The organism is Undibacterium sp. 14-3-2 (genome assembly GCF_016595265.1).
GTDB lineage: Bacteria > Pseudomonadota > Gammaproteobacteria > Burkholderiales > Burkholderiaceae_D > Undibacterium > Undibacterium aquatile.
The window spans coordinates 717,318-740,666 of sequence record NZ_JAENGS010000002.1; the positions used below are offsets into that span (position 1 = coordinate 717,318).

General features: G+C 50.9%; 18 protein-coding genes and 1 riboswitch. Of the genes, 5 read left to right on the forward strand and 13 right to left on the reverse strand.

What is annotated here, in order from left to right:
* Positions 1–115: 115 nt before the first annotated feature.
* The 7 genes from Undi14_RS07695 to Undi14_RS07725 form a co-directional block, all read right to left on the reverse strand.
* A complete protein-coding gene (locus Undi14_RS07695) occupies positions 116–2,401 on the reverse strand; it encodes a UvrD-helicase domain-containing protein (protein ID WP_200179141.1) in 2,286 nt (761 codons plus the stop codon).
* A gap of 266 nt (positions 2,402–2,667) precedes the next feature.
* Positions 2,668–3,291, reverse strand: coding sequence for a thiamine phosphate synthase (gene thiE / locus Undi14_RS07700; RefSeq protein WP_200179149.1), 624 nt, complete (start codon positions 3,289–3,291; stop codon positions 2,668–2,670).
* A 6-nt stretch (positions 3,292–3,297) separates the two neighbouring features.
* A complete protein-coding gene (locus tag Undi14_RS07705; RefSeq protein WP_200179151.1) occupies positions 3,298–4,086 on the reverse strand; it encodes a hydroxymethylpyrimidine/phosphomethylpyrimidine kinase in 789 nt (262 codons plus the stop codon).
* The gene (locus Undi14_RS07710) at positions 4,086–4,895 is read right to left on the reverse strand and encodes a thiazole synthase (RefSeq protein WP_200179154.1); all 810 of its coding nucleotides are present in this window, start codon (positions 4,893–4,895) and stop codon (positions 4,086–4,088) included. Before Undi14_RS07710 ends, Undi14_RS07705 begins: the two co-directional genes overlap by 1 nt.
* 63 nt (positions 4,896–4,958) lie before the next feature.
* Positions 4,959–5,159 carry a sulfur carrier protein ThiS gene (gene thiS, locus Undi14_RS07715; protein WP_200179291.1) on the reverse strand — a complete coding sequence of 67 codons (201 nt, stop codon included), beginning with the start codon at positions 5,157–5,159 and terminating at the stop codon, positions 4,959–4,961.
* Between the two features lie 12 nt (positions 5,160–5,171).
* Positions 5,172–7,085 carry a phosphomethylpyrimidine synthase ThiC gene (gene thiC / locus Undi14_RS07720; protein ID WP_200179156.1) on the reverse strand — a complete coding sequence of 638 codons (1,914 nt, stop codon included), beginning with the start codon at positions 7,083–7,085 and terminating at the stop codon, positions 5,172–5,174.
* Between the two features lie 85 nt (positions 7,086–7,170).
* A riboswitch (TPP riboswitch) is annotated at positions 7,171–7,274 on the reverse strand.
* Positions 7,275–7,440: 166 nt separating this feature from the next.
* A complete protein-coding gene (locus Undi14_RS07725) occupies positions 7,441–9,513 on the reverse strand; it encodes a diguanylate cyclase (RefSeq protein WP_200179160.1) in 2,073 nt (690 codons plus the stop codon).
* Positions 9,514–9,842: 329 nt separating this feature from the next.
* Here Undi14_RS07725 and Undi14_RS07730 point away from each other — a divergent pair, with 329 nt between their 5' ends.
* The 5 genes from Undi14_RS07730 to Undi14_RS07750 all read left to right on the forward strand — a co-directional run bounded on the left by Undi14_RS07730 (position 9,843) and on the right by Undi14_RS07750 (position 17,593).
* The gene (locus Undi14_RS07730) at positions 9,843–12,668 is read left to right on the forward strand and encodes a valine--tRNA ligase (RefSeq protein ID WP_200179162.1); all 2,826 of its coding nucleotides are present in this window, start codon (positions 9,843–9,845) and stop codon (positions 12,666–12,668) included.
* A 169-nt stretch (positions 12,669–12,837) separates the two neighbouring features.
* Positions 12,838–13,281 carry a DUF2147 domain-containing protein gene (locus Undi14_RS07735; RefSeq protein ID WP_186897109.1) on the forward strand — a complete coding sequence of 148 codons (444 nt, stop codon included), beginning with the start codon at positions 12,838–12,840 and terminating at the stop codon, positions 13,279–13,281.
* A gap of 345 nt (positions 13,282–13,626) precedes the next feature.
* Positions 13,627–15,225: a methyl-accepting chemotaxis protein gene (locus tag Undi14_RS18455; RefSeq protein WP_200179163.1), complete on the forward strand. Its 1,599-nt coding sequence runs from the start codon at positions 13,627–13,629 to the stop codon at positions 15,223–15,225.
* Positions 15,226–15,373: 148 nt separating this feature from the next.
* Complete coding sequence (locus Undi14_RS07745; protein ID WP_186882762.1) at positions 15,374–15,616, forward strand: YdcH family protein; 243 nt, start codon at positions 15,374–15,376, stop codon at positions 15,614–15,616.
* A gap of 300 nt (positions 15,617–15,916) precedes the next feature.
* Positions 15,917–17,593, forward strand: coding sequence for a methyl-accepting chemotaxis protein (locus tag Undi14_RS07750; protein WP_200179164.1), 1,677 nt, complete (start codon positions 15,917–15,919; stop codon positions 17,591–17,593).
* 103 nt (positions 17,594–17,696) lie between these two features.
* On the opposite strand, the gene Undi14_RS07755 is transcribed toward Undi14_RS07750, so the two are convergent.
* The 6 genes from Undi14_RS07755 to Undi14_RS07780 all read right to left on the reverse strand — a co-directional run bounded on the left by Undi14_RS07755 (position 17,697) and on the right by Undi14_RS07780 (position 23,233).
* Positions 17,697–18,515 carry a DUF3025 domain-containing protein gene (locus Undi14_RS07755; protein WP_200179166.1) on the reverse strand — a complete coding sequence of 273 codons (819 nt, stop codon included), beginning with the start codon at positions 18,513–18,515 and terminating at the stop codon, positions 17,697–17,699.
* Positions 18,516–18,520: 5 nt separating this feature from the next.
* Positions 18,521–19,585, reverse strand: coding sequence for a dihydroorotase (pyrC, locus tag Undi14_RS07760; RefSeq protein ID WP_200179168.1), 1,065 nt, complete (start codon positions 19,583–19,585; stop codon positions 18,521–18,523).
* A 238-nt stretch (positions 19,586–19,823) separates the two neighbouring features.
* Complete coding sequence (locus Undi14_RS07765) at positions 19,824–20,552, reverse strand: amino acid ABC transporter ATP-binding protein (protein ID WP_186882758.1); 729 nt, start codon at positions 20,550–20,552, stop codon at positions 19,824–19,826.
* An 84-nt stretch (positions 20,553–20,636) separates the two neighbouring features.
* A complete protein-coding gene (locus Undi14_RS07770) occupies positions 20,637–21,329 on the reverse strand; it encodes an amino acid ABC transporter permease (protein WP_200179170.1) in 693 nt (230 codons plus the stop codon).
* A gap of 2 nt (positions 21,330–21,331) precedes the next feature.
* Complete coding sequence (locus Undi14_RS07775; protein WP_200179172.1) at positions 21,332–22,084, reverse strand: amino acid ABC transporter permease; 753 nt, start codon at positions 22,082–22,084, stop codon at positions 21,332–21,334.
* 201 nt (positions 22,085–22,285) lie between these two features.
* Positions 22,286–23,233 (reverse strand): transporter substrate-binding domain-containing protein, encoded by a 948-nt coding sequence (locus Undi14_RS07780; protein ID WP_200179174.1) that lies wholly within the window; start codon positions 23,231–23,233, stop codon positions 22,286–22,288.
* Positions 23,234–23,349 lie beyond the last annotated feature (116 nt).

Here is a 23,349-nt window from a genome sequence, read left to right on the forward strand (position 1 = left end):
AATTTAAGTAGATCAACACGCCACAGCAGCGAACACAATCAACTCCGACATCCACATGTCGCGAAATAAACTGCGCTGACCGTCAAAATCCCAGCGAGGTTGATTCGATGAACAATTAGATTTTTTCCAGTTTGGCGATACTCAGATCCAGCAGCTTCATACCGAACTTACCGAAATTGATATGTGCACGTGCATTTGTGCCACTGCCTTCGATATTTACGATCACCCCTTCACCAAACTTAGGATGCGCGACACCCTGCCCGATACGCCATGCATTCGCATCCGCGACCTGATTAAAATTCTGCGCAATGCGATTCGCGCCTGCAGCAGGAGCATCATCCCATGCCGATTTTTTATTACCAAACCATTGCGGCTGAATTTTTGGCGACAGCCATTTCAAGGATTCTTCCGGCAACTCTTCCAGAAAGCGCGAGCGCATGTTGTAACGCGTCTGTCCATGCAGCATGCGGGTTTGCGAGAAGCTCAGATACAAGCGTTGACGCGCGCGGGTAATCGCCACATACATCAGACGCCGCTCTTCTTCGACGCCACTTTCTTCCTGAGCACTGTTCTCGTGCGGGAACAAGCCTTCTTCCAGACCGGTGATAAATACGGCATCAAATTCCAGCCCTTTGGCAGAGTGCACAGTCATCAACTGCATCGCATCCTGCCCGGCTTGCGCCTGATTATCACCCGCTTCCAATGAAGCATGCGACAAAAAGGCTGACAATGGCGACATCACCGTGGGTAAGGCCGCATCCGCATCGATGATGACATTGCCGTCGCCGTTATCCAGCAAAACGGTATTGGCAGATGCGGGGCCGGTCAGCGCCGGGGCATCTTTGCCAAAACCTTCTTCCGCCACAAACAGACTCGCGGCATTCACCAGCTGATCCAAGTTTTCTATGCGGTCAGCGCCTTCTTTTTCTGTCTGATAATGCGTCTTCAAAGTGCTGAGTTCGATCACGATCTGCACCATCTCAGGCAAAGGCAGATACTGCGTTTCAAAGCGCGCACCTTCGATCAGTTTGATGAACGCTGCCAGCGATGAGCCGGCTTTGCCGCCGACATACGGCACCGCCGCATACAGTGAACAGGCATGCTGTTTCGCGGCATCCTGCAACTGCTCCAGAGAACGTGCACCGATGCCACGGGTAGGGAAATTCACCACCCGCAAAAAGGCGGAATCATTGTGCAGGTTATCCATCAACTGCAGATACGCAATCGCATGCTTGATTTCGGCGCGCTCAAAAAAGCGCTGGCCGCCATACACACGATACGGAATATTCGCGCTGAACAAGGCATGTTCTATCACGCGCGACTGGGCATTCGAGCGGTACAGAATCGCTATTTCACTACGCGGCAAACCTTCGCGGATCAGATTTTTTGCTTCTTCTATGATCCAGTTCGCCTCTTGTATATCGCTGCTGGCTTCCATCACGCGTACAGGTTCGCCATGCCCGGCATCGGTACGCAGATTTTTGCCGAGACGCTTGCTGTTATTCGCAATCAGAATATTGGCGCTGTCCAGAATGTGGCCATGCGAGCGGTAATTCTGTTCCAGCTTGATCAGATTCTGCACTTCAAACTCACGTTCAAATGCCGACATATTGCCAACATTCGCACCGCGGAAAGCGTAAATACTCTGGTCATCATCGCCGACCGCAAACACCGCAGCACCACGGCTGCTGCCAGCGCCAGCCATAAGCTTCAGCCATTTGTACTGCAGATCATTGGTATCCTGAAACTCATCGACCAGTATATGTTTGAAGCGAGCCTGATAGTGTTCGCGCAAAGGCTGATTGCGGCTGAGTAGTTCATACGTGCGTAATAACAGCTCGGCAAAATCGACTACACCTTCACGCTGGCACTGGGCGTCATACAGATCGTACAGCCCCACCAGTTTGCGATTGAAATCATCGTAGGCATCGACCTGCGCGGCGCGCAAACCCTGATCTTTGGCGCTGTTGATGAAATACATCAGGGTCTTAGGCGGAAATTTTTCGTCGTCGATATTATTCGCTTTCAGCAAGCGCTTGATGAACGATAACTGATCGCCGGAATCGAGAATCTGAAACGTCTGCGGCAAACCGGCATCGCGGTGATGTGCGCGCAACAGGCGATTGCACAGACCATGAAAAGTACCTATCCACATGCCACGGGTATTGATCGGCAACATCGCCGACAGCCGCGTCAGCAATTCCTTGGCGGCCTTGTTGGTAAAGGTCACCGCCAGCACGCCCTGCGGGGAAACCTGGCCGGTTTGTATCAGCCACGCAATGCGGGTCGTCAGCACGCGGGTTTTGCCGGAACCGGCACCCGCTAAAATCAGCGCCGACTGCGCCGGCAAAGTCACAGCGGCAAGCTGTTCAGGATTGAGATTGTGAAGTAAATTTTGCATACCCCGATTATACGGGACAGACCCTGCGCTGCCGCGTCGATCTGCAGAATATCCGGCAGACCGGCGTGTAATAGCATGCCCGGAAAACGCATAGGATTGCGCGTTACCAGCGCCCCACACTACAGCAAAAAATTTGCAGAAAATACCTTAACAATATCGGAAATTCTGCATACTCCCCCTGAAAAATGATAAAACCAGGCTAATCTCGGCATAAACAAAGGGCTTCAAAATATACTCCCGGGAGTATATTTATGTCCAAAATTAGCTCAAAACAAGCCACAGAAATCGGCAGCGGCCTGACGCGGATTTTCTGCCATATACACGCTGCTGATGACCGCCACCATTTCCGCCCCGTTGGCAATCAGCGGCTGACAGTTTTGCAGTGTCATACCGCCAATCACCACCCGCGGCAGATCGAATTCTTTGCCCGCGTCGCTCACAATATCTGCGGGCGTAGTGACCGCATATTGTTTGATCCGTGACGGATAAAATCCGCCAAACGCAATGTAACTGGCACCGCTTGCAACCGCGCTGCGCGCCAGTTGTATATCGCCATAACACGAGGCTCCCAGAATTTTATCGGCACCGATCTGCGCCCTCGCTTCAGCCACGGAAATATCGGTACCGCCGACATGCAAACCATCGGCATCGATTTCCATACACAAATCCAGATGATCGTTGACGATAAAAGGTTTTCCAAAGCGTCGGCACAAAGCCAGCAAAGCCGATGCCTGTTGCCGCCGCAATTCCATGTCTGCCGTTTTGTGTCGATACTGAACAAGCGCCGCGCCGCCCAGCAAGACCTGTTCAGTGACAGCGAGTAACTGCGCTGTATCGTCCCAGTCCGGGGTCACGATATATAAACCACGCAATGTATGTATCTTTGTCATTTGAATTTATCTCCCCGGAATAAATTGCCCGTCTGCGATTGCGTAAGCACGCTGCAGACTTTGTTGTGTGTAGATTTGCGCCTGATGCAAAGCGTGTTGCATGGAATGCCCCAGCGCCAGCTGAGCGGCAATCGCAGACGCCAGCGTGCAACCGCTGCCGTGAAATTCTCCCGGTAAGCGTGGCCATTGCCAACGCTGCTCATCCCCGGTATGTGCATACCAGCAATTGCTGACCAGCGCCCCCGCTGCATGCCCGCCTTTCAGCAGGACATCGGCTGCCGTCATTTGCATCAGTATTGTGACCTGCGATGAAGGTTGGGCAGCGTGCGGCACCAGCCTTTGCAACTCCGGCAGATTCGGCGTCAGCAACGTCGCGACTTTCAGCAAAGGCTGTATCGCAGCGACCGCATCATCCGCCGATAAACGATCACCGTGACCGCTGCCCAGCACGGTATCGACCACCACCGGCAGACGCGGATTTTTTATCCGCAACTGCTGTATCAGTGCAGCAATAGCACGTGCATTTTCTGCATTACCAGCGATACCGACTTTTATCGCAGTCACCGTTATTTTGTCGAGTAAGCACTGTGCTTGCTGAATTATCAGCGTGTGCGGCACCGCCTCCAGCGCGTAGACATGATCATTGTCTTGCACGGTTAATGCAGTAATGACCGGCAAGGCATGCGCGCCCTGCGCGGCGATCGCTTCGATATCCGCCTGTATGCCCGCGCCACCGCTGGGATCGTGTCCGGCAAACACCAGCACACATGGGCGCTGCGGGATCGTCGCTGCCATCAGACGATGCGCCCTGCCATCGGTGAGGATGGTGATGCTGCAAATTTGCGCGGCATACGTCCTGCCAGAAACGCCTCGCGCCCCGCTGCAACCGCCAACCCCATTGCCCGCGCCATGCGGACTGGGTCTTTAGCACCGGCAATCGCGGTATTCATCAACACGCCATCGCAACCCAGCTCCATCGCAATTGCTGCATCGGACGCGGTACCAACACCGGCATCGACCAGCACTGGCACTTTGGCCTGTTCGATAATCAGTGACAGATTCCATGGATTCAGTATGCCCATGCCGGAACCGATGAGTGACGCCAGCGGCATCACCGCAACGCAGCCGAGGTCTTCCAGCATACGCGCCTGTATCGGATCATCGCTGCAATACACCATCACATCAAAGCCATCCTGCACCAGTGTTTTCGCGGCTTTCAGAGTTTCCGGCATATTCGGGAACAAGGTCTTTTCATCGCCCAACACTTCGAGTTTGCACAGCTTATGGCCGCCCAGTAATTCGCGCCCGAGCTGCAAGGTGTAGACCGCATCTGCTGCGTTATAGCATCCGGCTGAATTCGGCAAGATTGTGTATTTGGATGGCGGCACCGCATCCAGCAAGCTAGGCGCATTCGGGTCTTGCCCGATGTTCACGCGACGAATTGCAACCGTAATAATTTCCGCTCCCGCAGCTTCCGTCGCCAGACGTGTTTGCTCCAGATCTTTATATTTTCCGCTGCCAACCAACAAGCGTGAACGGTAAGTTTTACCGGCAATCGTCAGGCCGCTGTCTGCGTCGATTTCTTTATTTATTTCTGTTTGCATCTTCAAATCCTTTTGTGTTTTTCCTGTCAACTGGTGCGAACTGTCTGGGTTATTTTTCAGCCATCAGCCGCCACCAATGGCGCGCACCACATCGACTTTGTCATTCGCCTGCAATGCGTGCTCTGCCCAACACGAGCGCGGAATAATCTTGCGGTTCACCGCCACCGCAATCGCTTTGTCCATCAGACTCAGATCGGCAATTAAATCAGCCAGCAGTTGTGCAGACCTGATCTGATGCGGCGCGCCATTTAACTGAATTTCCATCATCGTCACCGCTTACTGTTTTTTATAAATTTCAGCGCCGGATTTAATGAATTCCACCGCCTTCACTTCCATGCCTTTTTTCAGCGCATCGATTTCGCTGATACCCTGATTCGCTGCGTAATCACGCACTTCCTGCGTGATTTTCATCGAACAGAAATGCGGCCCGCACATCGAGCAGAAATGCGCGACTTTGGCAGAATCTTTCGGTAGAGTTTCATCGTGAAATTCGCGCGCTTTGTCAGGGTCAAGACCGATGTTGAACTGATCTTCCCAGCGGAATTCAAAACGTGCTTTCGACAAGGCGTTATCGCGGATTTGTGCACCCGGATGACCTTTCGCCAGATCAGCCGCATGCGCAGCGATTTTGTACGTGATGATGCCGTCTTTGACGTCGACTTTATTCGGCAAACCCAGATGTTCTTTCGGTGTCACGTAACACAGCATGGCTGTACCATACCAGCCGATTTGCGCCGCACCAATGCCGGACGTGATGTGGTCGTAACCAGGTGCGATGTCGGTCGTCAAAGGCCCCAGTGTGTAGAACGGCGCTTCGTGGCACTGCTCGAGTTGCAGATCCATGTTTTCTTTGATCAGGTGCATGGGCACATGACCCGGGCCTTCTATCATCACCTGTACATCGTGCTTCCATGCTATCTGCGTCAATTCGCCCAGCGTTTTCAATTCACCGAGTTGCGCTTCATCGTTGGCGTCGTAAATCGAACCCGGACGCAAGCCGTCACCCAGACTGAATGACACATCGTAGGCTTTCATGATCTCGCAGATGTCTTCAAAATGCTCGTACAGGAAGCTTTCTTTATGATGCGCGAGGCACCATTTCGCCATGATGGAACCGCCACGCGAAACGATGCCTGTCATGCGCTTCGCCGTCAGCGGCACATATTGCAAACGCACACCGGCGTGGATCGTGAAGTAATCGACACCCTGCTCTGCTTGCTCAATCAACGTGTCGCGAAAGATTTCCCAGGTCAGATCTTCGGCCTTGCCATTCACTTTTTCTAAAGCCTGATAAATCGGCACGGTACCGATAGGAACGGGTGAATTGCGGATGATCCATTCGCGGGTTTCATGGATGTGTTTTCCGGTCGAGAGATCCATCACATTGTCGCCGCCCCAGCGTATCGCCCAGGTCATTTTTTCGACTTCTTCACCAATCGATGAAGTCACTGCAGAGTTGCCGATATTCGCGTTAATTTTCACCAGAAAATTGCGACCGATGATCATCGGTTCGACTTCAGGGTGATTGATGTTCGCCGGAATAATCGCGCGGCCGCGTGCAACTTCTGAGCGCACGAATTCCGGCGTAATTTCGTTCGGAATCGATGCGCCGAAAGACTGCCCCGGATGCTGGCGTCCCATCAATTCAGCCAGCTTATTGCCCATAGGGCCGGACGCTTTTAATTGCTCCAGATATGCTTTGCGTTGCAGGTTTTCGCGAATCGCGATGTATTCCATTTCTGGTGTGATGATGCCTTGCCGCGCATAGTGCATCTGCGTCACATTTTTTCCTGCCAGCGCGCGACGTGGTTTGCGTTTCAGGTTGAAGCGCAGTTCAGCCAGTTTGGGATCATTCAGCCGCGCTATGCCATATTCGGAAGTTGGGCCGGGCAGTTCTTCGGTATCGTTTCTTTCTGCAATCCAGTTGCCACGCACAGAAGCTAAGCCTGAGCGGATATCAATTTTGACGTCAGGGTCGGTGTAAGGGCCGGAAGTGTCGTAGACATAAATCGGCGGGTTTTTTTCGGAACCGAACATGGCGGGCGTATCCGACTGGCTGATTTCGCGCATAGGCACGCGGATATCGGGGCGACTGCCATGTACATAGATTTTGCGGGAATTCGGCAGCGGCTGTATCGCGGCTTCATCAACTGTCGCGGTGGCGGACAGAAATTGTGGGTTGGCATTCATTTTGGCTCCTTTGCGCTTTGCATATAGGCATGGAGCCAGCAAAGGAGTTTGTAAAGAGGTGCGCAGTTGTCGCGGTAACGACGTTGGCAGTCTTTAGCAGCTTCCCTTCGCTGGCATTATCCAGATCAGGTTCGAGGGTATTTCTCACCCGTCATCGCACAAGTGCGGACAGGACCCCTAGCATTTTTTTCCACTGATGACGTTCCTAAGATTTCAAATAGAAACGCCGTTAGTGCGGCCGAATTATATCTGCAATTATGTGCAGAAGAAAAAAATTACGTACTTTCGTGTATCGACGGATACCGGTCACCGACACCTTTGCGATCGTTTGATAACGTTTGATAGCGCCAGATTGTTAACAGTGAGCCATCTCCAGTTTCGCTGGTCCCATCACCTCAATCAACTCAACCATCCCGGCCGCAACTGCCGCCGCGAGATCGGTTTCAATAACAGGTAATGCCGTCGCAGCGGGCGCCAATAGTGATGAAATACCGTATGCCCGGTTGCGCCCGTTTGCCTTCCCGAGATACAAGGCCATATCCGCGATCTGCAGCACTTTTTCCCAACCGAATTGTTCTTCAGGAATACCGGAAAATGGTAATGAAATAAAACCGGCAGTCATCGTCGTCTGTATCTGCTGATGACCAGCTTGAATAGGCTCGGCACCGACAACATGTAAGACACGCGTTACCAGTGCTGCAATTTGTTCGGCCGTCGATTTCGGGGCAAAAACGAGAAACTCTTCGCCGCCCCATCGCAACACCATATCGGTATCTCTTACAACGCTTCGCAAGCGATGGGCGACTTCCATCAGGACAGCGTCGCCTGCGGCATGTCCAAGCCCGTCATTGATTTGTTTGAAATGGTCAATATCGAGCAAAATTATCGTATCGGGATTTTCTGGATTCACATCACGACGCTCGGTGCCCTGACCGGACCGCACTTTCATCATGTCTAAAAATGAGCGGCGATTATGCAAACCCGTTAAAGGATCTCGTACTGCATGAAATTCCAGTTGAGAATTTGCCTCCTGCAGTTGCAAATTGATACGCTTCACGCGTCTGTATAACCAGTAGATGAAAATACCTGCCATCACCGTCAGTACCGCACCCAGTAAGGTCACGATTTGCTGCAAACGATGATTGCGAATATCCGCATCTTTTAACGCGTTATCTTTGGCGAGTAGTTCTATCTGTTTTTGTCTCTGCTCTGCATTAAACTGTTCTTGTAAAACTGCGACTGTTTTCGAACGATCCGAACGGAATAATTCATTACTGAAGCTTTGCTGCTGTCTGAGTGCAAGCAAAGCCTCTTTGTACATTCCAGCATTTTCATACATGTTGGCAAGTTCACCAATCACTGCTTCCGCATCAGTCTGCTGGTCAGAATCAATCAAAGCGTTAATGACGGCATTGATCAGAACAACACCTTGTGAGATTTTTCCCTGTCCCGCCAGAGCAAAGCCCAGATTAGCTTTAGCAATACCCATCGATTTTTTATCTTGCAACAACTCCGCTTTCTCAAGTGCTTGTCTGGCGTAAGCTTCAGCTTCTGCATACTCATTTAAAATCAAATAATGGTCGCTGATATTTACCAGGTTTCTTACCTGAACCAGAGGCATATGCACCTCACCAGCCAGTTTCAGAGATCGCTGATAAGCATCTATCGCTTCAGCTTGTCGCTTCAGAAAAGTATATGCGACCCCTTGGCACAGAGTGAGTAAGGATAATACTTTGGGGGAATTCGCCAGCGGATATAAGAGAAGCGCATCGTTAACTGTCGACAAGGCTTTCTCCGGATCCTTCATCTCTGCGTACAGGCGGGCTATTTCGTATAACTGCATCATACGATTCTCAACTCTGCGATCGGGGAGCTGATCTGTCTGTCGCAAAGCATCAAGAGCATGTTCGAGTGCACCGGAAAAATTACCAATCGCAAAATAGGTACGCGCGAAGGATGTTTGTAAGCGCATCCGCACGTCAGGATTTGCATGCGGATGTAAACTGGTGCCAATTTTCTGCAACTCCTTTAGCGCATCATCAGGCCGACCCGCATCTAACAACTGTCCGGTGTCCAAAATCTTCGTAATCGCCTGAGCATCAAGGTCACGTGTTTTATCAGCCAAAGCTTTAAATTCAACGAGTGTCGTTTTCGCCGAATTTTGACGACCAGCGTCAAAGTACAAAGTCACCAGAGTATTCAGTGTTGCCAATCTAACTTTTGCACTAGTGCCTGACGTTTGCTTCTCAAGGAACAATTCGAGGCGTTTCAATGCTTCGTTGTTATCACTGTCCGCAAGTTTACGTATGCTGACGAGTTGCTCCGTGTCGGATTTTTCATCTGCTCGCACAAGACCTGAACAAATCGCCAGACAAAACAAGGCGTAAAGACATATGCGCGCAGTTGTTGATGTCTTAAGTTTTGCCATTAATTTGTAATTAATAAAGGAAGCGTCGATGAAAAATTTAATATCACCCCACTATATCAACGAGAAATATTTTTTGCGATAAAAAACTGCTGTTCTGCAAAAAAAATAAGCAAAGCAATGCGGTTTCAGTTGCGCCCTCTTCCCCGGCTACTGTACAGATGTCCCATTCAGACCGGGTGACGAAGGAAGTTGAAAATAAAAAAACAAAGTGTAATGACGCTACTGAGGCGAATATACGTACGCCTCCCATCAAAAGACAAGCGATTAGGGAGTCAGCTCGCCTTCTGTCATTTATAATCAATGGTTTAGCACACTACTAACTGACAATCATGGAATTAGCGAAGTCTTTCGAACCCGCAGAAATCGAACAACAATGGCGCTCCGAGTGGGAGAATCGCGGTTATTTCGCGGCCAGCATGGACGATGGCAAACCCTCATTTTCTATCCAGTTGCCGCCGCCGAACGTGACCGGCACGCTGCATATGGGGCACGCATTTAACCAGACCATCATGGATGGTCTGACGCGTTACTATCGTATGCGCGGTTACAACACTGCTTGGATACCCGGCACCGATCACGCCGGTATCGCGACACAAATCGTCGTGGAGCGTCAGCTCGATGCGCAAAAAATTTCACGCCATGATCTTGGCCGTGAAAAATTCCTCGAAAAAGTCTGGGAATGGAAAGAAAAATCCGGCTCCACGATCACCGGCCAGATGCGTCGCATGGGCGCGTCCGCCGATTGGGATCGTGAATATTTCACGATGGATGCGGAACGCTCGAAATCGGTCACCGAAGTATTCGTGCGTCTGGTCGAGCAAGGTCTGATCTATCGCGGCAAACGCCTGGTGAACTGGGACCCGGTGCTCGGCACTGCAGTCTCGGATCTGGAAGTGGTGTCGGAAGAAGAAGATGGCTCGATGTGGCATATCCGCTATCCGTTTGCGGATGGTTCCGGTCATCTGACAGTGGCGACGACACGCCCTGAAACCTTGTTAGGTGACGTTGCCGTGGCGGTTGATCCTACCGACGAGCGCTATCTCCATCTGGTCGGCAAGATGTTAAAACTGCCGCTGACCGACCGTGAAATTCCAGTGATTGCCGACAGTTATGTCGATAAAGAATTCGGTACTGGTTGTGTGAAGATCACGCCAGCGCATGACTTCAACGATTACGCCGTTGGTCAACGTCACAATCTCGACAAAATCAGCATCCTGACACTGGATGCAAAGATCAATGAAAACGCGCCGGCGGTGTATCAGGGCATGGATAGATTTGTGGCCCGCAAACAAATCGTGGCTGATCTGGATGCACAAGGCTTACTCGAATCCGTTAAGCCACACAAACTGATGGTGCCACGTGGTGACCGTACGAATGTGGTGATTGAACCGATGCTGACCGATCAGTGGTTCATGGCGATGAGCAAACCTGCGCCCGAGGGTACGCATTTCCCTGGCAAATCGATCGCTGAAGTCGCGCTCGAAAAAGTCGCTTCCGGCGAAATCAAATTCGTGCCCGAAAACTGGACCAATACCTACAACCAATGGCTCAATAACATTCAGGACTGGTGTATCTCGCGTCAATTGTGGTGGGGTCATCAGATTCCGGCATGGTATGGCGACAATGGTGAAATTTTCGTCGCCCGCAATGAAGCAGAGGCAACAGCAAAAGCCGCCGCCGCTGGCTATGCCGGTGCACTGAAGCGCGATGACGATGTGCTCGATACCTGGTTCTCTTCTGCACTGGTACCGTTCTCAACGATGGGCTGGCCGGAAGAAACACCGGACATCAAACACTTCCTGCCTTCGTCGGTGTTAGTGACTGGCTTCGATATTATTTTCTTCTGGGTGGCACGCATGGTCATGATGACCACGCACTTCACTGGCAAGGTACCGTTCAACACCGTGTACGTGCATGGTCTGGTGCGCGATTCCAGCGGTCAGAAAATGTCCAAATCGAAAGGCAACACACTCGATCCGATTGATCTGATCGATGGCATCAAAGTCGATGATCTGGTCGCCAAACGCACGGTTGGCCTGATGAATCCTAAACAGGCAACGGCAATTGAAAAAGCAACCCGCAAAGAATTTGCCGATGGCATTCCGGCGTACGGCACAGATGCATTGCGCTTCACGATGGCGAGCTACGCTTCACTCGGTCGCAATATCAACTTCGATCTGGGGCGCTGCGAAGGCTATCGCAATTTCTGCAACAAGCTGTGGAATGCAACTCGCTTCGTACTGATGAATACGGAAGGTAAAGATTGCGGTTTCGGCGCAGACGTGACCGATGCCGATCTCGATTATTCGCAAGCCGACAAATGGATCATCTCGACGCTACAACGCGCTGAAGCAGAAGTCGAAAAAGGTTTTGCCGACTACCGCTTCGATAATATCGCTTCTGCCATTTACAAATTCGTCTGGGATGAATACTGTGACTGGTACTTGGAAGTCTCCAAAGTACAGGTACAGCAAGGCACGGAAGCACAACAACGCGCCACCCGCCGCACGTTGCTGCGCGTATTGGAAGCCACGCTGCGTCTGGCGCACCCTGTGATTCCTTTCGTTACCGAAGCACTATGGCAAACCGTTGCACCACTGGCTGGCAAGACCTTGAATCCAGCAGGCGACTCCATCATGGTGCAGCCATATCCACTTGCCGTGGCAGAGAATATCAATGAGACAGCCGAAGCCTGGATGCATGCGCTGAAAGCCATGACTGACGCTTGCCGCAATCTGCGCGGTGAAATGCAATTGTCGCCAGCACTACGCGTGCCTCTGTTGTTGCAGGCAGCGAATGCAGAAGAGAAGGCGCGTCTGCAATCATTTGCACCCTATCTGCAGGCGTTAGCCAAGCTGTCTGAAGTGCAGGTGCTGGACGCCTTGCCTGAATCACCGGCGCCAGTCTCTATCGTTGGCGAATCAAAACTGATGCTGAAAGTCGAGATCGACGTTGCTGCCGAACGCGAGCGTCTGAGTAAAGAAATCACGCGTCTTGAAACAGAAATCGGCAAAGCAGAAGCCAAGCTCGGCAATGAAAGTTTTGTCGCGCGTGCGCCAGCTGCGGTGGTCGCACAAGAGAAAGAAAGAATGGCGAATTTCTCTGCCACACTGGTCAAACTGCGCGAGCAATTCGGTAAATTGCCAGCAGCTTGAAACAGCGTGCTTAGTCAGTAAGGCAGTGAGTTAAATTAAAGTAGTTGCTCTAAAAATATTGTGCGTGGCCCAAGTTTCGCCACGTACAATCAGCGCTCAGGAAAGCGGTTTTCATGTACGTAACTACAGATGAAAACCGCAAAAAAAAATAAACTTATTTGGTGAGACTATGAAAAAAACTGCACTTCTGGCTACATTTCTTTCCCTCTTGTTTTCCTCTTTCGCACATGCAGAAGAAGCCGCTGTCGGTCTCTGGAAAAATATCGACGATAAAACCGGAAAACCGAAAGCGCTGATCCGCATCACTGAAACCGGTGGTGAACTGCAAGGAAAAATCGAAAAATTGTTTCTCGAAGCCGATGCAGATAAAAATCCTAAATGCGACAAATGCGAAGGCACAAATAAAGATCAGCCGATTATCGGCATGACTATTTTGTTTGGTCTGAAAAAAGACGGTGACGAATACAATGGCGGAAAAATTCTTGATCCGGGCAATGGTAAGTTATACAGCAGCAAACTGACGCTCGCTGATAACAATAAAAAACTCAATGTCCGCGGTTACATCGGTACGCCATTTCTTGGCCGCACACAGGTCTGGCTGCGGGAACAATAAGCCAGCTGGTCACATATTTTGATATTAAAAAAGGAAGCCATGCGCTTCCTTTTTTTATTTTGCAAAAAAATAAATGTGGTGATGTGTACGATTTCAAGCATGCGACAAACAGCATTGCAGATTAAACATATGCATACACACCACGAAAAAAAAATCCAACTTTACTTACACAGAATTGGTACGCACGTTGTTGCAAAAAATCACGGCGATCAACAGTGGTTTTTTTGAGAAAATAATTCCACAGGTAAATTTTTGCACTAAGATGAAGCACCATCGCGCGGTACGGTCTTCAGAATCTGTAGCCGCGATTCTGGCAGATACTATTTTAAAGAAAAGAAACTGACCATGAGCTACCTGACCGAACTCAAGATTCGCACCCGCCTGATGCTGGGCTTTGGTATCGTGCTGCTGTTTGCAACGGTCTTGCTGATTCTCGGTCTGTATAAACTGAGTCAGTTACAAGGCTCAACCGACTACATCTTTCAGACCAAAGTCGCGAGTCTGAATGCCGCCACCGAAATGCGCGAACAAGGCCGCGCCTTAGCGCTGGTACTCAGAAAAATGAGCTCTCCGCGTGACCTCGCCGAAGCAGCGCAGGAATCAAAACGACTGGCCAGCACACTGGAAATATATGACACATCTGAAACGCTGGCGAAAAAGCTGATTGACGATGCGGCTGGTCAAAAAACGCTGAAGCAGGCTCTGGATCAGAAAACAGCAATCTTATCGATCTCAAAAAAAATCCGTGATTTTGTTGCAGAAGGAAATTACTTCGATGCCTCTGCTTTGCTGCAAACGGAATTCGTCGTGCCGCATGAAAAATGGATGAACGAATTATCTGAACTGGCAAAGCAACAGCATGAAGCCATGCAAGTCGCCTACGATGGCTCCAACAGTAATTACAGAAAATCGCTGGCCAGCATGCTGATCATCGGCTTGCTAACCCTGGCACTCGGTGGCGTTGCGGCATGGATGATTGCGCGCAGCATTATCGGACCGATCACGAATGCTGCCGCATTTGCCGACCGTATTGCCAACAGTGATCTCAGCACAAGCATAAAAGCTGAAGGGCACGATGAACTGAGTGATTTGCTGCGTTCGCTGCTGCAAATGCAAAACAACCTGCTGGCAACAGTGAGCCAGATCAAGCAGGGAACCGAAACGATTACCGTCGCCTCGCAGGAAATTGCTCATGGCAATGCGGATCTGTCTAGCCGCACAGAATCGCAGGCCGGGTCACTGGAAGAAACCGCCAGTTCCATGGAAGAACTGACCAGCACCGTCAGGCAAAATGCGGATAATGCGCGCCAGGCGAATCAGTTGGTAGTGTCGGCCACACAAGTCGCGGTAAAAGGCGGCACCGTGGTGCAGGAAGTCGTGGCAACGATGGGATCGATTAAAGACAGTTCCAAAAAGATTGTCGACATCATCAGCGTGATTGACAGCATCGCCTTCCAGACCAACATTCTGGCGCTGAACGCCGCAGTAGAAGCGGCACGCGCTGGCGAACAGGGACGCGGCTTTGCCGTCGTCGCCTCCGAAGTCCGGAACCTGGCACAGCGCAGTGCTACGGCAGCCAAAGAAATCAAGCTGCTGATCGACGATTCCGTCAGCAAGGTGGATCAGGGTGGCGCACTGGTCGATAACGCCGGCAAAACCATGGATGAGATTGTCAAAAGCGTGCAGCATGTGGCGGACATCATGAGCGAGATCACGGCGGCCAGCATGGAACAAAGTTCCGGCATAGAACAGATTAATCTTGCCATTACCCAGATGGATGAAATGACGCAGCAAAATGCGGCACTGGTGGAACAAGCCGCTGCCGCCGCCGAAAGTATGGAGGAACAGGCGATGGCACTGACACAGGCAGTCAGCATTTTCACCCTGCCAGCAACACACCGTGCTGCTACACTTAGCAGCCAGCCGGCTTTGCGTCTGAGCTGAGTACGGCGGCACTGCAATAATTCACCTTTGACTTACCTTTGGCTCAGCTGAAATACTTTGAATCAATTGATCTATATCACGCTATAAAAAAGAGGAACCGAATACCATAAGGTCAGACTGACATTTACAAATTTTAACTGGAGCACATATGCAAGTAGAACATCATCCTTTAGCAGTGGAATTTCCTGAATTTAAAGACAAAATTCACACAATGAAATTGCAGAATGCACACTTTGCAAAATTATTCACTGAATACGACGAAGCGGACAAAGCTGTCAATCGTGCAGAAAATGATGTGGAACATCTGGCCGATGAAGCCTTGGAAAATCTGAAGAAAGTCCGTATCAGCCTGAAAGATCAGTTATTCCATTTGTTGCAAACAGCATCCTGATCGGGATGCCTGTGTCTCTGGATAGTTTTCACTAGCCGGAGCTGGCATTCAACAGTACGTGGGATAAGACAGTTTATCCGTCATAAGCGGTCTTTACCCACGTCACCCTGTTGAATGCTGTTCATATCTGCGACGGCCGGATATGACAATTCGCGTTATGCAAACACAAGCAGTATTGTTTAACGTTACCCGTTGCCGTAGCTTTTTGCGGGATATTTTTTCTTCGCCCGGACAACACTCTGATTTTTTTTAATTCTCTCCATTTGTTTTCACGATGGCTGTATCTGCACGTCTATTACTATGAATCTCAATAACTTAAAAATCAGCACACGGCTTGGTCTTTGCTTTTTTATGATTCTGTTGCTCGCATTTATCGCAACCGGATTTGCACAATGGCGACTGGCATTAACCGCCTCAGAAACTAAACTGATGATGGAGCTGCCATTAGCAAAAGAGCGCATGATTTCTGATTGGTATCGTTACATTCAGGTTGGTGTCCGGCGCACAGCCGCCATTGCGCGCAGCAGCGATCCCTCGTTAACTGCGTTCTTCGCAGAGGATGCGGCGGTCACCATGAAGGGTGCGACTGAAATGCGCGACAAGATCGAGCCCTTATTAACGACTGATGAGGAAAAGCGCTTATTCAGCGACATTACAGAACAGAGAAAAATTTATACTGCTGCACGCGAAGATATTCTGCGTGCCAAAAATAGCGGGCAAGCAGAAGAAGCAAACCAGATTATCGAGCAGGTGTTTATGCCTGCAGCCAAGAAATATCAGGAGTTGGTACAGCAATTACTGGAAGCGCAGCGCGGATATCTGAATCATCTTGCCAACGCGGTTCAGGATAATTATCAGAGCGCAAAAAGTACGATTCTGGCGCTGTCGCTGGCAGCATTTATCTGCGGCATGATCTGCGCCTGGCTGCTGTCCCGCAGTATCACGCGTGAGCTGGGCGGTGAGCCTTCTTATGCGGCAGATATTGCGCGCCACATCGCTGCCGGTGATCTGGCCACCGAAATCAAGATTGAATCAAGCGATCACAGCAGCTTACTGTATGCGATGAAACACATGCGCGACAGTCTGGCGGATATCGTCAGTCAGGTCAGAGCCGGCACCGAAACGATCGCCTCGGCGTCAAACCAGATCGCCGCCGGTAACATGGATTTATCTGCGCGCACCGAAGCAGAAGCCAGCGCGCTGGAGGAGACTGCGGCCTCAATGGAAGAATTAAACGCCACAGTACGCCAAAATGCAGACAATGCGCGGCAGGCGAATCAGCTCGCAGCTTCAGCATCAGAAGTCGCGGCAAAAGGTGGCGCAGTCGTCACCGAAGTGGTCAGCACCATGCATGGCATTAACGGTTCAGCTTCAAAAATTACCGAAATTATCGGCGTAATTGATGGCATCGCATTTCAAACCAACATCCTTGCATTGAATGCGGCGGTAGAGGCCGCGCGTGCCGGTGAACAGGGGCGCGGCTTTGCCGTGGTGGCGACCGAAGTGCGCAATCTGGCACAGCGCAGCGCGGCAGCCGCAAAGGAAATCAAAGTTCTGATCGGAGACTCGCTGGATCAGGTGCAGACGGGTAGTAAGCTGGTCGAACAGGCAGGCGTAACCATGCGCGATATTGTCAACAGCGTCGGGCAAGTGGCTGCGATTATGCAAGACATCACCAGCGCCAGCCAGGAACAAAGTCTGGGCATCGCGCAGGTCAATCAGGCGATCACACAGATGGACGATACCACGCAGCAAAATTCAGCGCTCGTTGAAGAAGCTGCCACCGCCTCAGTCTCGTTGCAGGATCAGGCGCAAAATCTGGCGCAAATGGTCAGCGTGTTTAAGCTCGGCAATCAGAAAACGCAGACGCATATACGGCCTGTGTCAGTGAGGTCGCAGCAAATCGCGTCATCTGGCGAGATGAGCACACTGCTGCAGCAAAAACAGAAGCAGCAGCTCATCAATGTGGGTTACTGAGGCGTCGATTTCATCTCCGGCGATCAACGCTCTGTCGCGTTGATCCTGCAGGGCAAAACAATGCGGCTTATGTGAGTTATGTGGTTGATACAGCTGACACAGCTTATGCAGCCTGTTCCGCTTTGTTTTGCCGCACGGGGCGAAATACCTGTGTGTCCTGATAAAAGTTTAAATCCTGTGCACCCCACCAGCCGGGTATACCCAGCACCGGCAAAGGTGTGTAACCCGCCGTCGTTAAGGGCTGCTCTTGCAGTTGTGCCGTGACCAGTTGATCAATCAGTGCATAACGCTCTGGCGTACTCAGAGAAAAATAATCCGCATCGACCCGCACCAGCCAGCTGTGCGCCGTAATCGCCTTATACGGTTGCACCAGTTTTTCCATCAGGGCATGACCAAAACTCAGCACTTCGGCTTGCGCGCCAAACTGAGCTCTGTGGTCGATAAATGCCGCAGTCCATTGATGCTGGCGCAAAGCGGCAACCAGCGCATCACCATCAGCGGAATTTTCCACCACCAGCAAAGCGGCATTTTCATCAAAAATCGTTGCCGCATCGCGCGCCGGACCACGTGATTTTCCTATGCCGAGTTCAGCAATCTGCGCGGCTTGCAAGGCATTGAGCTGACGCTTAATCCGGGGAAAAGTCAGCCATACCAGCGCATTAAAAAAATCGTGCAGATTTTCGCGGGTAGGCACATTTCCACTCGCGCTGATATGCGCTTCGTAAGCCACGCCTTCCGGTAAATCTTCCTGCGGAATGAATTGTGTCGGCAGCGAACGGTGATTCTGCAAACGCATTTCCTGCGCCATACGGTTCAGCGCAAGACGCCACTCAGGCGCGGCGACTAACTGCATTGCCGCCGGACGTACCGTTTCAAACCAGGCTTGCGACCAGTCTATTTGATCAAAAAACCGTGACGACATCCGACTTAATCCGCCAGCATTTTCCAATGTATCGTCTCGCCGCTATTTAATGGCACGATGGTGGTGCCGGCAAATGGTAATTCTGCCGGTAAAGTCCAGTCTTCGCGCTTGAGTGTGATCGTGCCGCTGTTACGTGGCAGGCGGTAAAAATCCGGGCCATTGAAGCTGGCAAAAGCTTCCAGCTTATCTAAAGCGCCAGCCTGATCAAACGCTTCGGCATACAACTCCATCGCATGCAAGGCAGTATAGCAACCGGCGCAGCCGCAGGCGTGTTCTTTCAGCCCTTTCGGATGCGGCGCAGAATCGGTACCGAGGAAGAAACGGGGGCTGCCGGATGTCGCCGCTTTCAGCAGCGCCTGGCGGTGCGTTTCGCGTTTCAATACAGGCAGACAATAGTAATGTGGACGGATACCGCCTTTGAAAATCTCATTGCGGTTATACAGCAGATGATGCGCGGTAATCGTCGCTGCGACCAAGCCGGCAGCCTCGGCCACATACGCCGCCGCTTCGCTGGTGGTGATGTGCTCAAACACCACGCGCAGTTCCGGCATGTCCTTGCGCAAGGGCTGCATCACACGCTCGATGAAGACGGCTTCGCGGTCAAACAGATCAATCGCAGCATCCGTCACTTCGCCATGCACCAGGAACGGCAAGCCAACTTCCTGCATGACTTCCAGCGTCTTGTAGCATTTTTTCAGGTCAGTTACACCGGCATCAGAATTCGTGGTGGCACCGGCAGGATACAGTTTGACTGCATGTACAAAGCCGCTGTCTTTGGCGCGGCGGATTTCATCCGGCGGCGTATTGTCCGTCAGGTACAAGGTCATCAGCGGCTCAAACTGCATTCCGGCTGGCAACGCGGCGAGGATGCGCTGACGATAGGCGGCGGCCTGCTCCGTCGTTGTCACCGGTGGTTTCAGATTCGGCATCACGATTGCGCGCGCAAATTGTGCTGCTGTGTGCGGCAAGACACTGGCTAAGGCGTCGCCATCGCGCAGATGCAAGTGCCAGTCATCGGGGCGGGTGATCGTCAGCGTCTGGGGTGGCGTTTGAAGAGGGGAAGTGGTCATGGTGGCTTTCAGTAGCAAATTCTGTTTAGCCGCCATTCTACCTTTCTGCGCGTTGCGCAGAAAGCACAAAAATATACTCCCCCCAGTATCTTTAAACGCCCATTGTTTATGCCGACATCAAGGCAATTTTTATAAAAATATGGGGGAGTATATGAAAAACGTACTCCTTTGAGGGAGTGCGTTTTTTATTCAGATCGCGATCAGCGCAGCACAACACTGCACTGCGCTGACGATGTGATCAGTGCGTGATGATCTTCGCGAGGAAATCACGTGCGCGGTCAGAACGCGCATTGGTGAAGAATTCATCTTTCACGCAATCTTCCACAATCACGCCTTTATCCATGAACACGATACGGTTCGCGACTTTTTTTGCAAAACCCATTTCATGTGTCACGACCATCATCGTCATGCCGTCTTGCGCAAGACCGACCATGACGTCGAGCACTTCATTAATCATTTCAGGATCAAGCGCCGATGTCGGTTCATCGAATAACATCGCAATCGGGTCCATCGACAAGGCGCGCGCAATCGCCACACGTTGCTGCTGACCGCCGGACAGCTGGCCGGGGAATTTATCTTTCTGCGCAATCAGTCCGACGCGATCCAGATATTTCAAACCGCGTTCAGTGGCTTCGTCTTCTGTGCGTCCCAGTACTTTCATCTGTCCGAGCGTCAGATTCTGGCGTATCGACAGATGCGGAAACAACTCAAAATTCTGAAACACCATACCGATGCGGGCGCGCAGTTTGGACAAATCTGTTTTCGGATCGCCGACAGAAACGCCATCCACAGTAATCTCGCCTTTCTGAAACGGCTCCAGACCATTGACGGTTTTAATCAGTGTCGACTTACCTGAGCCAGACGGGCCGCAAACCACCACAACCTCGCCTTTGGCAACCTGGGTTGTGCAATCGGTCAATACCTGAAACTGACCATACCATTTGCTGACGTTATTTAATTTGATCATTTTTATCTCCAATATCTCAACGAGAGAAGTGGCGGAAAATGCGCTGGCGACAGAACCTGGCAGCGCGTCATTTTCCGGCATTTCTCAGCGAATAATCGCTACTTTCTGCTGCAGTTTTTTCACCAGACTGGACAAGCCAAAACACATGATGAAATACACAACAGCGACAAATGAATACATTTCCACCAGACGACCATCGCGCTGCGCTACTTTCGATGCCGCACCGACAAAGTCCGTAATCGATAACACATAGACCAGCGAAACGTCCTGAAACAGCACGATCGTTTGCGTCAGTAATACCGGGATCATGTTGCGGAAAGCCTGCGGCAATACGATATGGCCCATGGTTTGCCAGTAGTTCATGCCCAGTGCATATCCCGCCCAGATCTGCCCGCGCGGAATCGACTGAATACCGGAGCGCATAATTTCGCAGTAATACGCCGCTTCAAACATCACGAAGGTAATCAGGCACGACGAAAAAGCGCCAACCTGCACCGGCTCGGTTGCGCCTGTCATCCAGGCGGCGATGTAAGGCACCAGAAAGTAAAACCAGAAAATCACCATCACCAGCGGAATCGAACGCATGATGTTGACGTAAGTCGTGGCCACCAGTGAAATCAGCTTATTGCTCGACAGGCGCATCATCGCCAGCATGGTGCCGAGCACCGTACCACCGATCATTGCCATCAAGGTCAGCTTGAGCGTAAATGTCATGCCGGTCGTGAAAAGATAAACCCACGAACGTTGGATGACATCAAAATCGAAATTAGAAAACATGATTAATGTCCTCCTGACTTAGCGGAACCGGAAGTGATGAAACCGGGAACTGCGAGCATTTTTTCCAGAACATTCGCCAGCACCAGCGCAATCACCGATACCACCAGATAAATCAGCGTTGCGGCAGTAAATGCCTCAAATACCTGAAATGAAAATTCTTGCATAGAGCGTGCACTGGCCGTCAGTTCCATCAGACCTATGGTCAAAGCGACCGAGCTGTTTTTAATGATCGCGGCCATCTCATTAGTGAGTGAAGGAATAATGATGCGGAACGCCATCGGCAACAAGACATAACGATACGTCTGCGGCAAAGTCAGGCCTAATGCCGTACCCGCCATACGCTGACCGCGTGGCAAAGCATTGATACCGGTTGAAACCTGCACCGCGACACGTGCAGAAGTAAAGAAACCCAGGCTCAGCACAGCGGTAATAAATGGCGCATTCGGTAAAGATTTAAGCCAGTTGCCCCATTCAGTCGGCACCATTTCCGGCATCACAAAATACCAGAGGAACATTTGCACCAGCAGCGGAATGTTACGGAATAGTTCGACGTAAGCATTCGCCAATTTCACCGCCCATTTATTGGGTGCGGTACGTATCGTACCGATGATCGCACCCAATACCAGGGCGATAATCCAGGCCAGACCTGCCGTGGCTAAGGTCCACAACACGCCGGAAATTAAAGAATCAAAATAGGTGCCGCCGCCGTCAGGCGCAGCCTCCCAAAAAATATTCCAGTTCCAGTTGTAATTCATCTCACTCCCCTAAAGCAAACACCCGTCATCTTGTTATCCAAACTTATTTTCGTCCGTGGTGATCTCTGGTTTTAGCCGGGCCAATGACACCGGGCGGCATCAATACCGGAACACCTTGATCAGCTCACCGACGAGCCAAAAATAAAACGGGAGGCGAGTAACACCCCCCGTTAAGATGACTTCGATCTCAACCACTAAAATTTATTTTTTCTTTTTCAATACTGCTTTTTGTGCTTCCGGTACAGCAGCGTACGCAGATGGCTCACCAGAATCTGTTGGTTTCGCCATCACCGCTTTGAACTGATCAGACACAGGCCAGTTCAGGGAAACACCTTTTGGTGGAATTGGTTGCAGGAACCATTTGTGGTAGATACGGTTCACATCGCCGGAAGTCAGGACATTGCTGATCGCTGTATCAACCGCTTTCTTGAATGCAGGATCATCCTTGCGCAACATGATGCCGTATGGCTCTACCGACAAGGCTTCTTTGCTGATCTCATATTCAGCAGGATTTTTAGAGTTCGCTGCCAGAGAGGCCAACAAAATATCATCCATCACAAACGCAACGGCGCGACCAGTTTCCACCATCAGGAATGCTTCTGCGTGATCTTTTGCCGGCAAAATGTTGATGCCCAGATTCTGATCTGCGTTCAGTGTCGTCAATTGTTTCAGGTTAGATGTACCGGAAGTCGAGACAACGGCTTTGCCTCGCAGATCGGCTAAAGTTTTGATGTTGGAGGATTTTTTCGCCAGGATACGGTTAGCAGTGACGAAAGTCGTTGGTGCAAATGCCACCTGTTTTTGACGCTCAACGTTATTCGTTGTCGAGCCGCACTCAAGATCGATAGTGCCGTTCGCCATCAGCGGAATACGGGTCGCTGAAGTCACAGGATTGAGTTTGACATTGAGGCTGCTCAAACCTAATTGCTTTTGTACCGCGCTGACGATCTTCATGCACAAATCAATAGAATAACCTTGATATGATTGCTTATCGTCAAGATACGAAAATGGGATAGAAGAATCACGCACACCCAGAGTAATGGTGCCGGTATCTTTAATTTTTTTCAGTGTCCCGGTTTCCTGCGCTTGCGCCGAACCAGCGATCACACCTGCACTGAGCATCAGCGCCAGAACTTTTAATAATTTCATACTATCTCCCAAAGTTAAACCAAAAAGATCATCCCGCTACGACGAAGTTTATCAAAACCACTCCATGACAGTTTCTTATTTTCAGACATTTTAATAAGTAGAAACACGTATCGACA